Source organism: Flavobacterium nitratireducens, assembly GCF_029625335.1.
GTDB lineage: Bacteria > Bacteroidota > Bacteroidia > Flavobacteriales > Flavobacteriaceae > Flavobacterium > Flavobacterium nitratireducens.
This window is the reverse complement of the sequence record NZ_CP121111.1, coordinates 1810880-1827753: the sequence shown is the minus strand read 5'-3', so window position 1 is coordinate 1827753 and position 16874 is coordinate 1810880. Positions and strand designations below refer to the sequence as shown.

Genomic DNA, 16874 nt, shown 5'->3' with positions numbered 1-16874 from the left:
TTTAGGCTTAGTGGTTTCTGTTTTTTTATTTGATTTTGGTAGAATTAGTAAAAAATGGATGTAATTGAGGTAATTGCATAGATATTCATTTGTTAATTAACGATGCTGTTCAATATTTTTGATTGGAATCGCGTATTTTTGAAACATAAATTTAGCAGCTTATGAAAATTAATACTCTATTCGTATTCTTTTTGTTATTTTTCTCCATTGTTAATGCGCAAGATAAAAACCCTTGGAAACGTGTTGATGCTTCTGCTGTTCAATCTACCGCTAGACTTTTAGGTAAAGTTGAATCTTCAAACGCTGTTTTATTTCAATTGGATGAAGAACATATAAAATCCAAGCTACAAATTATTCATGATACAAAACAGTCTGCTGTAACTGTTATCATTATTCCAAATGCCAAAGGAGAATTTGAAAAATTTTCTATACATGAGAATTCTAATTTTGAACCAGAATTGCAGGCTAAATATCCCGATATCCGCTCTTATTCAGGTGTGGGTATTTCTGATCCAACTGCAGTTTTGAATTTTAGTATGTCTTCTTTGGGTATCCAAACGATGATAAGTCGAAATGGAAATCAAATGGAGTTTATTGAAAAAGATTCAGATAATAAAGGTATTTATGTTGTTTTTGATTCGGAAAAAAAGATAAAAGAACGATTGCCTTTTAATTGTTCTACCGTAGATAACTCTTTTTCAACTAAGACAAGTAAGCAAACATCAAAATTAGTTTCAAGTGATCAAAAATTTAGGACACTTAGATTAGCCTTGTCCTGCACAGGCGAATATGCGGTTTATCATGGTGGAACAGTAAATGCTACTCTTGCTGCAATGAATGCTACTATGACTCGTGTAAATGGGGTTTTTAGTAGAGATTTAGCAGTCAAACTTTTGCTAATTGCAAACAATGATCAAATTATTTATACTAATGCTTCAACTGATCCGTATTCTAATGCTACAACAGGGGTAGGAAACGAAGATGTTGCTGGTGCTTGGAGTGCTGAATTACAAAATAATTTAAATACAGTAATTGGCAATTCAAATTATGACATAGGGCATTTGTTTGGAGCCACTGGTGGAGGAGGAAATGCTGGATGTATTGGCTGTGTGTGTAATTCAGGTAAAGGAAGCGCATATACGTCACCCTCAAATAATATACCCAAAGGAGATGCCTTTGATATCGATTTTGTAGCACATGAAATGGGACATCAGTTAGGTGCTAATCATACATTTTCTTATGATATTGAAGGTACTTCAGCTAATGTTGAGCCTGGAAGTGGTTCTACTATAATGGGTTATGCGGGAATTACAACTGATTATGATGTGGAATTGCGTTCTAGTGATTATTTTTCATTTGTAAGTATAAGTCAAATACAAACTAATTTAGCTACTAAAACTTGTCCAGAAATTTCAACAATAACGGCTGCGGCACCAACGGTAAATGCTGGTTCGGATTACACGATTCCTAAATCGACCCCATTTGTTTTAAAAGGCACTGCTAGAAATGTAGCTACGGATAGTTTTGTTTGGGAACAAAATGACCCAGCAACTTCTGCTAGTGGCGATTTAAGTTTGGCTGTTAGTACTAAAACAAATGGTCCGCTTTTTAGATCTTTTCCGCCGGTGAGCACAGCTGTTCGTTATATGCCAAGCTTTGAAAATGTTTTGGCAGGTAGGTTGACTAGTAAATGGGAATCTGTTTCATCTGTTGGTCGTACATTACATTTTGTGTTAACAGCTAGAGATAATGCTGCTGAAGGATTGGCTCAAACAGTTTCTGATGAAATGGTTGTAACGGTAAACGCAAACACAGGTCCATTTGAAGTTACCTCTCAAAATACCGAGAATTTAAGTTGGTTTCAAGATGCTGAACAAACAATTACATGGAATGTAAATGGAACAAATACTTTGGCTGGAGCTGCTACAGTAAACATCAAGTTATCTACAGATAACGGGCTAACATTTCCAATTACTTTAGCAGCCGCTGTTCCAAATGATGGTAATGAGGTGATAGTAGTTCCAAATGTTTCTTCGAAATTTTGTAGAGTTTTAATAGAACCAACGGATAATATTTTTTATGCTGTAAATAGTACCACTTTCGCTATTGGTTATATTGTGGAATCGAGTTGTCAAACTTTTAATTTTGCTACCCCTTATGAAATACCTGAACAAAGTAATTTTGATACTACAAGAGTAATTTCATTTCCGGCATCTTCATCATCTGTTGCTGATGTAAATCTTAATTTAGAAATTACACATTCTTATTTTTCTGATATTCAAATGGATTTAGTAAGCCCTCAAGGGACAGTTGTTAAGTTATTGTACAATGCCTGTGGAGATAGTAATGGTAAGTTGAGATTGGTATTTGACGATTTAGGTGAGAGTTTGTCTTGTTCGAATACTTCTTTACAAGCTGTTGCTCCAGATGGTGTTTTAGGTGATTTTAATGGCGAAAATCCTCAAGGAAATTGGACGTTGCGTATGCGAGATATGTTTACCAATGATACAGGAGTTTTGAATTCGGCATCGATTAGTATTTGTACGCAGGATTATAAGTTGATTCCGTATGGAGATGCTTCCAGTGATTTGATAGTTAGTTCTACTTCTAATGATGGTAATTTTAATGTTCAATATATCAGTAATTCAACTAGTAAAGAACTAGAAGTTATGGTTTTTGATATGGTTGGTAAAAGACTTTTTGCTGAGAAATATGTAAACAATGGTGGTTTTAATCAAAATATACAAATGTCTCAAAAGCCACATTCAGGGGTGTATTTAGTGGTGTTGGTAGATGGTTCTATTAAAAAATCGACTAAGATTATTATTAAATAATGTGTTATGAATCAATGAAAAAGGCGAGTGTTTGTTCTCGCCTTTTTTTATTTACCATTAAATGTTGTCATTGTGTTTTCTAGTCCAGCTGTTCCAAATGATTTTATCACTTCTGAAGCTATTTCTAATCGTTCTGGAAGGGCTTCATTTTCGGCAGAGTTCCATTCGCCTAAAACATAATCTACTTGTTTTCCTTTTTTGAATTCATCGCTAATACCAAATCGGAAACGAGTGTATTGATTGGTGTTTAGTACCAGGTTAATATTTTTAAGTCCGTTATGTCCACCGTCGCTGCCTTTAGGCTTGATTCGTATGGTACCAAAGGGTAAATTCAAATCATCAGTAATTACGAATACGTTTTCCAATGGGATGTTTTCTTTTTCCATCCAATATTGAACCGCTTTACCGCTTAAATTCATGTAGGTATTGGGTTTTAATAAAAAAAAGCTTCTTCCTTTGAATTTGTATTCGGCGAGTGAACCCAATTTTACGGTTTGGAAATCAAGATTTTCTTTTTTGGCTAAATGATCCAATACTTTAAAACCAATGTTGTGACGTGTATTTACATATTCGGCTCCGATATTTCCTAAGCCTACAATTAAAAATTTCTTCATATCAGTTGTGTTGTTCTCTGTTTTTGTTTTTGAAAACAGCTTTTTGAACCAGTTTTTCATTTTGCAAAAATAGTTTTTTTGAAGTTTCTAAGTTTCAGAGTTGCTAATTTTTTGAGTTTTCCGGTTATTAATGACAAATACAAAACTATAAAACCCAAATTAGCCCCGATAGAGCCGCTATCCTCGTAACGTAGTGGAGAGATATAGGCGATAGCGGGAATCTTGTTTGCTGGTAATCCTTGTCTTTCGCTTTTAATCAAAAAAAAAGCACCAGTTGGATAACTGATGCTTTTAAGTATGATTGAAAAAAGATTATTTTTTCTTTCCTTTTGCAGGTGCTTTTGCTGCTTTTGCTGCTTCTTGAGCTGCTTTCATAGCTGCACGAGACATCTTCACTTGGCAGATAACTGTGTTGTCTGGGTGCATGATTTTGAAGTCTGGTGTAGGTACTTTAGTAACATATAATTTGTTACCCATGTCAAGAGGAGTGATATCAGCTTCCACAAAATCAGGAAGATTTTTAGGTAAAGCTTTAACTTTTAATTTACGGTTGTTGATACGTAAATCTCCTCCGGCCATAACTCCTTTAGAGTTACCAGTGATTTTAACAGGAACTTCGATAGTGATTTCTTTATTATCAAATAATTGAAAGAAGTCAATGTGTAAGATTTTGTCAGAAACTGGGTGAACTTGAATGTCTTGTAAGATAGCATTGAAAGTTTTACCGTTTCCAAGGTCGATCACAACTGTGTGAGCGTTTGGAGTGTAAACCAAGTTTTTGAATGCTTTTTCTTCTGCTGAAAAATGAACTGGTTGATCTCCTCCGTATAACACGCAAGGAACCGCTCCAGCATTACGTAAGGCTTTAGTAGCAACTTTGCCCACGCTTTCTCTTTCTGATCCTTTAATTGTAATCGATTTCATTTTAAATATTTATAGTTATTAATACTCTTTTTTACATGATAAATTTTCCACTGATGGAATTGTTGTTTTGTACCATGTGCATCACTTCTGCAAAAAGTGGAGCGCAACTTACCACTCTGATTTTTTTAGATTCTTTCTTTAAAGGAATAGAATCAGTAACAATTAACTCGCTAAGTTTTGATTCTTCAATTCTTTCATAAGCATTACCCGATAATATGGCGTGTGTGCAAATCGCTCTTACGCTTAGTGCACCTCTTTCGATCATTAAATCGGCAGCTTTTGCAAGTGTTCCTCCCGTATCAATCATGTCATCAACCAAGATAACATTACGACCTTTTACTTCCCCAATTAGTTCCATAGTGTCGATAACGTTCGCTTGCTTTCTTTGTTTGTAGCAAATCACAACATCAGATGCTAAGAATTTTGAGTAAGCATAAGCTCTCTTTGAACCACCCATATCTGGAGAAGCAATAGTCAGGTTGTCTAACTTTAAGCTTTCTACATAAGGTAAGAAAATAGTAGAAGCAAATAAATGGTCTACTGGTTTTTCAAAGAAACCCTGGATTTGATCAGCATGTAAATCCATGGTCATAATTCTAGTTGCACCAGCAGCTTCAAGCATTTTAGCAATTAATTTTGCTCCAATTGGTACTCTAGGTTTGTCTTTTCTGTCTTGTCTAGCCCAACCAAAGTATGGCATCACAGCAGTAATATGTCTTGCTGATGCACGTTTCGCAGCATCAATCATCAACAATAACTCCATTAAGTTTTCGGTGCTCGGAAATGTAGATCCAATAAGAAAAACGCGTAATCCTCTTATTGATTCTTCAAATGATGGTTGGAATTCACCATCACTATAATGTGATAAAGAAACTTTCCCTAGCGGTATTCCGTATGCTTCGGATATCTTTTCTGCTAGATAGACACTTTTTGAACAAGCAAAAATTTTAGCTTCTGGTTCTCTTTGTGACATTTGATTTGTTGTTTTTACTCCGATTTGTTTTGTGTTTTTTAATTTCGATTTTTTTTCAAAGCTAAAAAACCTGTAAATGTCTCGGATGTAGTGAGTTAGTATATGCTGTTTTAACGAGCTGCAAATTTAGAAAATTAATTTGACTGTGAAAGTAAAATTTCCATTAATTTTGTTAGAAACTTTAATATTATTTTTTACATTTGCACCGTCTTAAACGATAAGACTTTTAGAGTTTATTTAAAATCTTATTGACCACTATAGAATAATTCGTTATTCTTAGCCTATGCCCAGGTGGCGGAATTGGTAGACGCGCTGGTCTCAAACACCAGTTCTTAGGAGTACCGGTTCGATCCCGGTCCTGGGTACAAAGCCTCTTTGAAAAAAGAGGCTTTTTTGTTTTTAATTATTTCGTTTCCTCCAGAGGTTTTAGTCTATAGTAAAGAAAAAGGCTCTATTTTTGTCTAAATGGGCGGAATTACCCCCTTTAATATTGCATTATACCCAGTTTATATCTAGTGGTTATTTTTAAAAACTGGTAGGTGCTGGTATATAATATGTGTAGTTTGTTCCTATTTTTGCTTTCCCAACCCAAAATAAAAAAACCAAAGATATGTCAACTTCTGAAAATAATTTATCCACTCTGGACTATGATGCTCCTTTTTACGAATTAACAAATGGAAATGGAGCAGTGGCAAAAGTAATACCTTTTGGAGCTACGGTTACCTCCTTAAAAATTCCAACTAAAAATGGTGATTTAATTGATGTGGTTTTAGGTTTTGATTCGGTTGAAGGTTATGAAAAATCCTTTCAACTAGATGGATCGCCTTATATCGGAACAACAGTGGGACGCTATGCGGGAAGAATTAATGAAGGTAAATTTGAATTGAACGGGAAAACGTACCAATTAGCCATCAATAATGGACCAAATTCTTTTCATGGAGGAATCAATAACTTTAGTAAAAAAACATGGAAAGTCGAGGCTGTAACTACGGGCAAAAATCCTTCAATCACTTTGAGTTATAGTAGTGCTGCTAATGAGGAAAATTATCCTGGAGAACTTACCGTAAGTTTGACTTATACATTATCTGAAGAAAACGAATTAATCCTTGATTATAAGGCAACAACGACTGAAGATACGATTATTAATTTGACGCATCATGGTTATTTTAATCTTGACGGACATCAATCGGATGTTAGTAATCAAGATTTAATTGTGTATGCTCAAAAAGTTTTAGAAACCAGAGAGGATTGTATTCCTACCGGTAAAATTTTAGAGGTAGCAGATACTGTTTTTGACTATAGAACGGCTAAAAAATGTCCTGCAACCATCGATAATACCTTTGTGGTTGAAAATAATGAAGCTGTAAAAGCAACACTTTTTAGTTCATTATCCAATATTAAAATGGACGTTTATACCGATCAACCCGGCGTTCATATTTATGTAGGCGGTAATTGTGGACCTGATTTAAAAGGAAAAGAGAATGCTTCGTATCATGCGTTAAGCGGAATTTGTTTTGAAACTCAAAATTTCCCAGATGCACCTAATCACCCACATTTCCCATCTGCTGTTTTGAAAAAAGGAGAGGTTTACACGCAAAAAACGACCTATAAATTCCAATCCAAATCAATTTAATTACCTAATTATGAAATCGCCATTAACAACAGGTTTGTTGAAAACAAACACTTATAAATAAAGGCTATAACATATTTGACCTTTAAAAAATAAATTTTACAAATATGAAAAAAACCTTTTTAACTATAGTTCTTCTTCTAAGCGTTTTGTTGCAAACAGCATGTTCGAGCGATAGCGAAAAAAGCGATGGCGGAACCGTTACGCCACCTGTAGTAACAAGTGATTTTATCAAAGCGGCTGATATTTCTTTTTTACCAGAAATAGAAGCGGCAGGTGTCGTTTTTACCAACAACGGAAAAACCGAAGACATGTTGACTACATTAAAAACTGCTGGTTGTAATACCATCCGAATTCGTTTGTGGAAAGACCCTGCCAATGGACATTCTGGGTTGACTGAAGTAAAAACTCTAGCACAGCGAGTAAAAAAAGCAGGTTTAAAAGTTTGGTTAACGGTTCACTATTCTGACGATTGGGCAGATCCTGCGGTTCAAACCACTCCAGCTGCTTGGAAAAACTTATCGTTTACTGATTTGAAAGCTGCGGTAGCTTCATACACCACAACTATTTTGACCGAAATTAATCCAGATATTATTCAAATCGGGAACGAAATCAATACCGGATTGCTATGGCCTCAAGGACATTTAATCAATCAAGAAGCACAATGTATAGATTTGTTAAAAACAATGAGTACTACCATTCGAAGCAAAGCGCCAAGTACCAAAATTATGATTCACTATGCAGGTGTTTCGGCTACAGATACTAATTGGTTTTTTACTAAAGTAAAAAGTGTCGATTATGATTATATCGGTTTGTCGTATTATCCAATATGGCACGGTAAAGATTTAGGCACAATAAAAAACACTATTGATGCCTTAGGAAAAAACTTTTCTAAAAAAGTATTGATTGCAGAAACAGCTTATCCTTTTACATTGGGCTATAATGACTGGACGAATAATATTGTTGGGTTAGATTCACAATTAGTTAGTGGTTATCCAGCTACAGCAGAGGGGCAAAAAAACTTTGTTTTGGCAATTAAAGATTTAGTGAAATCATCTACTTACGGACAAGGTTTTGCGTATTGGGGAGGCGAATGGGTTTCTTTCAAAGGCAACCAAGCTACTAATGGGTCTACTTTCGAAAATCAGGCATTCTATGATTTTTCAAATAAAGCATTGCCCGTTTTGCAAGCATTTACCAATTAGTTATGAATACTACAATTAGCGTTTTTCAAAGAATAGTGCTACTGCTTCTTTTTATAAGTAGTACCACTATCGCTTTGGCACAAAAGAAAAATAAAATGGCTTTCGCCAAAGGAGCCGACGTGAGTTGGTTGCCGCAAATGGAAGCTACGGGCTATCGTTTTTATGATACCGACGGAAAGGAAAAAGATTGTTTGCAATTGCTAAAAGAACGCGGAATGAATACCATTCGTTTGCGTGTATTTGTCAATCCAAGCCAAGATAAAGTAAGCGGTCATTGCAGTAAGGAAGAAACAGTAGCTATGGCTTTGCGTGCTCAAAAAGCCAAAATGCGCATTATGATCGATTTTCATTATAGCGATACTTGGGCCGATCCCGCCAAACAAGCCAAACCTGCTGCTTGGGTCAATTTATCATTCGATGCGTTACAGAAAAAAGTGTATGAACATACATTTGATGTGTTGACCGCTTTAAAAAAAGCAGGTGTTACTCCGGAATGGGTTCAGGTGGGAAATGAAATTCCAGGCGGAATGCTTTGGCCTGATGGGAGCACGAACAATTGGGCGCAACTGGCGCAATTGTTGAATAAAGGATACGAAGCGACCAAAGCTGTGAATGCCAAAATCAAAGTAATTGTGCACGTAGACGAAGGAAACAACAACGAAAAATTCCGTTGGTTTTTTGATAAAGCTACCGAGCATCAAGTAAAGTATGACGTAATTGGTTTGTCTTATTATCCGTTTTGGATTAAAAAAGACTATTCAGAAACCATAGCCGATTTACAAAAGAATCTGAACGATATGGCTTCACGTTATCAGAAAGAAGTAATGGTGGTCGAAGTCGGAGGTGTTGATGAACAAGTACAAAACACCAAAGAACTTCTAGATGCTACGATCAAAGCCGTAAGAGCCGTTCCCGATCATAAAGGTTTGGGCGTTTTGTATTGGGAACCGCAAGGAGCCAAATCTTGGAGTGGTTATGGCTTGAGTGCGTGGCAACCAGATGGGAAACCTTCACCAGCATTGGATGCTTTTAAAGAATAATGAATTGGATTCAGAATAAAGACGAAATAAGTAAACCATATTTCTGAATGTTAGAAATGAGGAAACTCTATAGATTAAAATAAAAACCTTATATTGCCTTAAATGTCTTATATGGTTCAAAAATATGTTGTATAAATGAAAAAAATACCCTCTTTTTTGTTGGTTTTTATAATTTTCACAACCATGGCTTTCTCTCAAGCGCGAGTGGTAAAGGTATTGGATGCCCGCTGGAAATTTCAAAAGGAAATTTTGAAGACGCTTTCAAAACGAACTTCAATGACTCGAAATGGGAATCAGTTACTGTTCCACACGATTGGGCAATTTATGGTCCTTTTGATAAAAAAGTGGACATACAAAATGTAGCCATCGTTCAAAATGGAGAAAATGTAGCTACCGAAAAAACAGGAAGAACAGGTGCCTTGCCGCATATTGGCACTGCTTGGTATCGCAATACTTTTACTTTGCCTAAAGATGCCAAAGGGAAAATAGTGCTACTCCTTTTTGAAGGCGCTATGAGTGAACCTCAAGTGTATTTGAATGGGAAAAAAGTGGGAGAATGGGCTTATGGCTATAGTTATTTTTATTTTGATGTTTCTCGATTCATTCAAGAAGGCGCTAATACTGTAGCAGTAAAGTTATCCAATAAAGAATTTGCCTCCCGTTGGTATCCCGGAGCTGGTTTGTATCGAAAAGTAAGTGTTATTATTAAGAACAATGAAAGCATTGACCAATGGGGGCAATTTATAACGACACCTTTTATTAGCGATGCCGTGGCCAAAGTCAATATTAAGACCAAAGCTTCTGGTGAAAATACACGTTTGGTGACCACCATTTTTGATGCTGAAGGGCACAAAGTAAGTGCAGAGGAATCTTCCTTACGCTTCGGAAAAGAGTTTGATCAAAATTTAAAAGTAGAGAATCCAAAATTGTGGAGCCCAGAAACGCCTTATTTGTACAAAGCGGTTGCTCAATTGTATGTTGGCAATGAACTAAAAGATGAGGTTGCCACCCGATTTGGAATTCGTGAAATTAAATATGAAGCCAATAAAGGATTTAGTCTTAATGGAAAAGTGACCAAATTCAAAGGGGTTTGTTTGCATCACGATTTGGGACCTCTTGGTGCTGCGGTAAACAAAGCGGCTTTGCGTAGACAGTTGACCATTTTAAAAGATATGGGATGTAATGCCATTCGTAGTTCGCATAATATGCCTTCTTTCGAGCAATTGGAGTTGGCAGACGAAATGGGCTTTTTGTTTTTGGCAGAGAGTTTCGATGAATGGGTTTTACCAAAAGTAGAAAACGGCTACCATCGCTTTTTTGACGAATATGCCGAAAAAGACATAGTGAATTTGGTACAAGCCACAAGAAATCATCCCTCAATTGTGATGTGGAGTTCAGGGAATGAAGTCCCAGATCAGTGGGGAGAAGCGGGTGTAAAACGGGCCAAATGGTTGCAGGAGATTTTTCATAGAGAAGATCCAACGCGTCCTGTAACCGTAGGAATGGATCAAGTGAAAGCGACTATGGAGTCTGGTTTTGGAGCTTTGTTGGATATTCCAGGATTGAATTATCGCGTGCATTTGTATGATGAGGCATTCAAAAAATTCCCACAAGGATTCATTTTGGGTTCCGAAACCGCTTCAACCGTGAGTTCTAGAGGGATTTACAAATTTCCTGTAGTACAAGAAAAAATGAAGCAATATCCAGACTTTCAATCTTCATCGTATGATTTGGAAGCCTGTAGTTGGTCCAATGTTCCCGATGAAGATTTTGTACTTCAGGATGATAAACCTTGGGTAATTGGTGAATTCGTTTGGACAGGATTTGATTATTTGGGCGAACCAACACCTTATGACGAAAGCTGGCCGTCTCGTAGTTCTTATTTCGGAATTAACGATTTAGCAGGCTTACCGAAAGACCGTTATTATTTGTACCGAAGCCGTTGGAACACCAAGGCAACTACGCTACACATTTTACCCCATTGGAACTGGGAAGGTCGCGAGGGACAAACAACACCTGTTTTTGTGTATACCAGTTACAACAGTGCCGAACTTTTTATCAATGGCAAAAGTATGGGCGTGCAAACCAAAAACAAAAACACTCCGCAAAACCGTTACCGCCTAATGTGGATGGATGTAAAATATGAACCAGGAACGGTAAAAGTGGTGGCTTATGATGACAATGGAAAAGTGGCTGAAGAAAAGGAAATCCGAACCGCTGGTCAACCGTACCAAATTGTTTTGGATACTGACCGAAAAACCATCACAGCCGATGGCGAGGATATATCGTTTGTGACGGTTTCTGTAGTGGATAAAAATGGAGTGCCTTGTCCAACAGCCACGAACCAATTAAAATTTAAAGTGTCAGGAGCAGGTACGTACCGCGCCGCTTGTAATGGAGATGCGACTTCACTCGAAATGTTCCATAAGGACACCATGAAATTGTTTAGCGGAAAATTGGTTGTATTGGTGAAATCGAAAACCACCGCTGGAGACATCCAACTAGAAGTAAAAGGAGCAGGTTTAAAATCGGGTAAACTGACTTTATCTTCAACTAAATAGAATTTACATTAAAAGAACACAAACGTTTTGAAAAAGATTTTTGTGAACTAATTCATAACAAACAACATAATAATTTAAATAAAATGAACAGTATTTTAATTGAAAAAACAAGAGCGTTCTTCAAATCGACTTTTGGGAACGACCCTCAAAAAGTGGTGCTTTCACCGGGAAGAATTAATATTATTGGAGAACATATCGATTACAATGATGGCTATGTATTGCCTGCTGCTATAGATAAGATTATTTGCTTTGCTTTTGCAAAAAACAATACCAATACTACTAAAGTAATCGCTTTAGATCTTAATGATTCGTTTGAAATTGATGTTACGGCTGAGGTTAATTTAGACGATAATGCATGGACAAATTACATTAGAGGTGTAATTAATCAATTAAAAGTAAACGGATTCCAATTAGAAGGTGTAAATTGTGTGTTCAGTAGTAATATTCCTGTTGGTTCAGGTTTGTCTTCTTCTGCAGCTTTAGAGTGTGGTTTCTTATTTGGGATGAATGATTTGTTTAATTTGAATATTAAACCAATTGATATTGCTTTGTTAGGACAAAAAGCGGAGCATTGGGTAGGAATCAAATGCGGAATTATGGATCAGTTTTCGAGTGTAATGGGACAAGAAGACAAAGTGATTAAAATTGATTGCCGCACTTTAGAATATACGTATCATGAAGCTAATTTTAGTGATTATTCGTTGATTTTATTTGATTCGAATGTAAAGCATTCGTTGATGACTTCGGCTTATAATGAAAGAAGACAACAATGTGAGGAAGGAATTGCCATTGTAAAGGCTAATTTCCCGGAAATTCAAAGTTTTAGAGATTGTACAGAACAAACAATCATTGATTTGAAAGACAAAATGAGTCATGATGTTTTTAGACGTTCTCTTTTTGTGGTAAAAGAAATCAACCGTGTAATTCAGGCTTGTGAGGCTTTAGACAATGGGAATATTGAATTGTTAGGCAAATTAATGTTTGCTACTCACGATGGCTTGTCTAAAGACTACGAAGTAAGCTGCGAAGAACTGGATTTATTAGTGGATTTAGCCAAAGCAGAACCAGCTGTTATTGGTTCAAGATTAATGGGAGGTGGTTTTGGAGGTTGTACCATCAACTTGGTTAAAAAAGGACAAGAACAAATCATTAAAGATAAATTTTCTAAATTATATACGGAAGCTTTCGGAATTGAATTGAAAATTTATGACGTTAAAGTAAGTAACGGAACATCACAATACACTAAATAATGACTATGAGACAGTTTGATATTAATGAAGATCCACATAGACGATACAACCCTTTAATCAACGAATGGGTTTTAGTTTCTCCACATCGTGCCAAAAGACCTTGGCAAGGTCAAAAAGAAGCTATTAATACAGTTGCTTTACCGGAATATGACCCAGAATGTTATTTATGTGCCGGAAATGTACGTGCTAATGGTGAAGTAAATCCGCCTTACGAAAGTAGCTTTGTTTTTGATAATGATTTTGCGGCGCTAAAACAAGAGCCTATTGCATTTGAAGGGAATGAAGAGAAAAGTTTCTTTAAAGCACAACCGGAAAGAGGGATTTCTAGAGTAGTGTGTTTTTCACCAAAACACAATTTGACTTTACCTGAAATGGATGTGGATGGAATTATCAATATTATCCATACTTGGCAAAGAGAATATACAGATTTGGGTAGTATTGATTACATCAATCACGTTCAGATTTTTGAAAACAAAGGAAGTGTAATGGGATGTAGTAATCCGCATCCACACGGACAAATTTGGGCACAATCATCATTGCCTACACAGGTTGAGAAAACACAAAACAACCTAAAAGAGTACTACGATAAAAACGGAAGTAATTTATTGCAAGATTATTTACAACAAGAAATCTTGAAAAAAGAGCGTATTGTGGTAGAAAATGATCATTTTGCTGCTATTGTTCCTTTTTGGGCTATTTGGCCATTCGAAACTATGATTATTAGTAAACGTCATATCACTAAAATCACCGAATTTACAGAAGATGAAGTGGCAGCTTTTGCAGTAATTTTAAAACAATTAACGTCTAAATACGATAATCTTTTCGAAACATCATTTCCTTATTCTTCAGGAATTCACCAAGCGCCAACAGATGGTGAGGAGCATCCGGAATGGCAATTCCACATGCATTTTTACCCACCTTTATTGCGTTCGGCTTCAGTAAAGAAATTCATGGTAGGATACGAAATGATGGGCGAATCTCAAAGAGATATTACACCAGAGAAAAGTGCCGAAATGTTGAGAAACTTATCTGAGGTACATTACAAACAAAAATAACTAAACGGATATTTAAAAAAACAAATCATGAAAATACTTGTTACGGGAGGTTTAGGTTTCATAGGTTCTCATACTGTAGTTGAATTACAAAACGAAGGTTTTGAGGTAGTGGTAATTGATAATTTATCAAATTCATCTGAAGACGTTTTAAAAGGAATTGAAGCCATTACAGGGAAAAAACCACTTTTTGAAAAATTAGACTTAAGAGAAAAAGCGGCAGTTCAGGATTTTTCAAAAGACATTCAGATGTAAACGGTGTTATCCATTTTGCAGCATCGAAAGCTGTTGGTGAAAGTGTTGGAAATCCGTTGTTGTATTATGAAAACAACATCAATTCTTTAGTGTATTTGCTTCAGGAATTAGAGAAAAAAGAATCGGCTAACTTTATTTTTAGTTCTTCTTGTACGGTTTATGGTCAAGCCGAAACAATGCCTATTAATGAAGATTCGGCAGTACAACCAGCTATGTCTCCATATGGAAATACAAAGCAAATTGGGGAAGAAATTATTACTGATGTTGCAAAAGTAAGCGGAATCAACGCTATTTTGTTGCGTTATTTTAATCCGGTAGGTGCGCATGCTTCAGTTGAAATTGGAGAATTGCCAATTGGTGTTCCGCAAAATTTAGTACCATTTATTACTCAAACCGCAATTGGGTTGCGTAAAGAATTATTAGTTTACGGAAATGATTACCCAACACCAGATGGAACTTGTATTCGTGATTACATCCATGTGGTTGATTTAGCTAAAGCACACGTTATTGCTTTGCAACGTTTAATAAATAATAAAAACGAAGCTAAAGTAGAAACTTTCAACTTAGGAACAGGAGTAGGAAGTTCAGTATTGGAAGTAATCAATGCTTTTGAAAAAGTGAGTGGTCAAAATTTGGCTTACCGAATCGTTGATAGAAGAGAAGGTGATGTTACCTTAGCTTATGCCAATACAGACAAAGCTAATCAAGTACTAGGTTGGAAAACCCAATTGACTCTTGAAGAAGCTATGGCTAGTGCTTGGAAATGGGAACAAAAATTAGAAGCTAAAAGCTTTTTGAATAGCTATCAATCAACCAATAATTAATAATTTAAAACTTTTTTTTATGAGCTCAACTCTCGGATTTGCAGATTATGCAGTCTTTATAATTTACTTTTTAATAGTATCTATTTATGGATACATTGTTTATCGCAAGCGCGAAAAAAACGAACACGATGCTAAGGCGTATTTCTTAGCCGAAGGAACTTTGACATGGTGGGCTATTGGAGCTTCGCTTATTGCTTCTAATATCTCTGCGGAGCAGTTTATTGGAATGAGTGGAGAAGGTTTCTTCTTAGGGATTGCAGTTGCTGCCTACGAGTGGGTTGCTGCTATATCACTTATTATTATCGCGATTTGGTTTATTCCTGTTTATTTGAAAAACAAGATTTATACCATGCCGCAATTTTTGAAAACACGTTATAATGAAACTACAGCTTTGATTATGGCTGTTTTCTGGTTGTTCTTGTATGTTTTTGTAAACTTAACTTCTATTTTATACTTAGGAGCTGTAGCGATTAACGGATTAGCAGGAGGAGAATATCTTCATGTAATTATGTTAGGTTTAGCGGTATTTGCTTTGATTATCTCTCTTGGAGGTATGAAAGTAGTAGCCTATACAGATGTTATTCAAGTAGCGGTATTGATTATTGGAGGTTTAGTGACTTCTTATATTGCTTTGACAACAGTAGGAGAATATTTTGGAGTAGGAAAAGATGCTATTGCAGGATTCAATGTATTAATGCAGGAAGCACCAGAGCATTTCAAAATGATTATTCCACGTCCAACAGCTACTTCTACACAATTAGAAATTGATAAATACCTTACTTTCCCTGGAATTTTATCTTATTTAGCAGGTATCTGGATTATCAACTTGAACTATTGGGGATGTAACCAATACATCACACAAAGAGCACTTGGAGCTGACTTAACTACAGCTCGTACAGGAATTTTATTTGCAGGATTGTTAAAATTATTAATGCCTGTAATTGTAATGTTACCTGGTATTGCTGCTTATGTTTTAAACGAAGGAGGTCATTTACCACAATTAGTAGGAGGAAAAGACGGTGCTTACTCGGCGATGTTGACATTCTTGCCTACAGGATTAAAAGGGTTATCAGTGGCGGCATTAACAGCAGCTATTGTAGCTTCGTTAGCAGGTAAAGTGAATAGTATTTCTACGATTTATACTTTAGACGTTCATAAAAAATACATTCAAAAAAGTGCTTCAGATAGAGCTCAGGTAAACATTGGTAGATATGCTGTTTTTGCTTCTATGGTTCTTGCAGTATTGTTTACATGGAATGATGTTTTAGGAATTGGAGGAGTTGGAGGATTTACCTATATCCAAAAGTATACAGGATTTATTAGTCCTGGAGTATTTGCTATGTTCTTCTTAGGGATGTTCTGGAAGCGTACAACAGGAACTGCAGCTATTGTGGGAGTATTAGCAGGATTCTTATTATCAGTATTGTTTAATGAATATGCACCAGCATTGTTTGGAAATGAAACGTTCTTATACACTGCTTGGCCAAATGGGAAAGGTGGATTTGAAATTCCATTCCACATTTGTATGGGATTATCATTTATGTTCACTATGCTTTTAATGGTTGCAGTGAGTTTCGCAGGACCAAAAGTGAACCCTAAAGCTTTTGAATTGGATACTGAAATGTTCAAGGTAAAACCACAAACAACAGTATTAATTATCATTACTTTATTAATTATCGCAGCTTTATACGTGAAGTTCTGGTAGGATTACA

General features: G+C 36.0%; 10 protein-coding genes, 1 tRNA gene and 2 pseudogenes. 10 read left to right on the top strand and 3 right to left on the bottom strand.

Going from position 1 to position 16874, the window contains the following annotated elements; genetic code table 11:
* Window positions 1–161: 161 nt before the first annotated feature.
* Window positions 162–2834 (top strand): reprolysin-like metallopeptidase, encoded by a 2673-nt coding sequence (locus P5P90_RS08690; protein ID WP_278034333.1) that lies wholly within the window; start codon window positions 162–164, stop codon window positions 2832–2834.
* A gap of 47 nt (window positions 2835–2881) precedes the next feature.
* Here P5P90_RS08690 and pth read toward each other — a convergent pair whose 3' ends face one another.
* From pth to P5P90_RS08675, 3 genes are all read right to left on the bottom strand, one after another.
* A complete protein-coding gene (gene pth, locus P5P90_RS08685) occupies window positions 2882–3508 on the bottom strand; it encodes an aminoacyl-tRNA hydrolase (protein ID WP_278034332.1) in 627 nt (208 codons plus the stop codon).
* Window positions 3509–3760: 252 nt separating this feature from the next.
* Window positions 3761–4372 (bottom strand): 50S ribosomal protein L25/general stress protein Ctc, encoded by a 612-nt coding sequence (locus P5P90_RS08680; protein ID WP_278034331.1) that lies wholly within the window; start codon window positions 4370–4372, stop codon window positions 3761–3763.
* 31 nt (window positions 4373–4403) lie between these two features.
* Complete coding sequence (locus tag P5P90_RS08675; protein WP_278034330.1) at window positions 4404–5345, bottom strand: ribose-phosphate pyrophosphokinase; 942 nt, start codon at window positions 5343–5345, stop codon at window positions 4404–4406.
* Window positions 5346–5630: 285 nt separating this feature from the next.
* On the opposite strand from P5P90_RS08675, the gene P5P90_RS08670 reads away from it, so the two are divergent.
* From P5P90_RS08670 to P5P90_RS08630, 9 genes and pseudogenes are all read left to right on the top strand, one after another.
* Window positions 5631–5710 (top strand) — tRNA-Leu (locus P5P90_RS08670).
* Between the two features lie 245 nt (window positions 5711–5955).
* Complete coding sequence (locus P5P90_RS08665) at window positions 5956–6978, top strand: aldose epimerase family protein (protein WP_278034329.1); 1023 nt, start codon at window positions 5956–5958, stop codon at window positions 6976–6978.
* 104 nt (window positions 6979–7082) lie between these two features.
* The gene (locus P5P90_RS08660) at window positions 7083–8180 is read left to right on the top strand and encodes a glycoside hydrolase family 53 protein (RefSeq protein WP_278034328.1); all 1098 of its coding nucleotides are present in this window, start codon (window positions 7083–7085) and stop codon (window positions 8178–8180) included.
* 2 nt (window positions 8181–8182) lie between these two features.
* Window positions 8183–9220 carry a glycoside hydrolase family 53 protein gene (locus P5P90_RS08655; protein WP_278034327.1) on the top strand — a complete coding sequence of 346 codons (1038 nt, stop codon included), beginning with the start codon at window positions 8183–8185 and terminating at the stop codon, window positions 9218–9220.
* Window positions 9221–9355: 135 nt separating this feature from the next.
* Window positions 9356–11781, top strand: a pseudogene (locus P5P90_RS08650) (DUF4982 domain-containing protein).
* Window positions 11782–11864: 83 nt separating this feature from the next.
* Complete coding sequence (gene galK, locus P5P90_RS08645) at window positions 11865–13031, top strand: galactokinase (protein ID WP_278034326.1); 1167 nt, start codon at window positions 11865–11867, stop codon at window positions 13029–13031.
* 5 nt (window positions 13032–13036) lie between these two features.
* The gene (locus tag P5P90_RS08640) at window positions 13037–14086 is read left to right on the top strand and encodes a UDP-glucose--hexose-1-phosphate uridylyltransferase (RefSeq protein ID WP_278034325.1); all 1050 of its coding nucleotides are present in this window, start codon (window positions 13037–13039) and stop codon (window positions 14084–14086) included.
* Window positions 14087–14113: 27 nt separating this feature from the next.
* A pseudogene (gene galE / locus P5P90_RS08635) lies at window positions 14114–15162 on the top strand (UDP-glucose 4-epimerase GalE).
* Between the two features lie 19 nt (window positions 15163–15181).
* Window positions 15182–16867: a sodium/sugar symporter gene (locus P5P90_RS08630; protein WP_278034324.1), complete on the top strand. Its 1686-nt coding sequence runs from the start codon at window positions 15182–15184 to the stop codon at window positions 16865–16867.
* Window positions 16868–16874 lie beyond the last annotated feature (7 nt).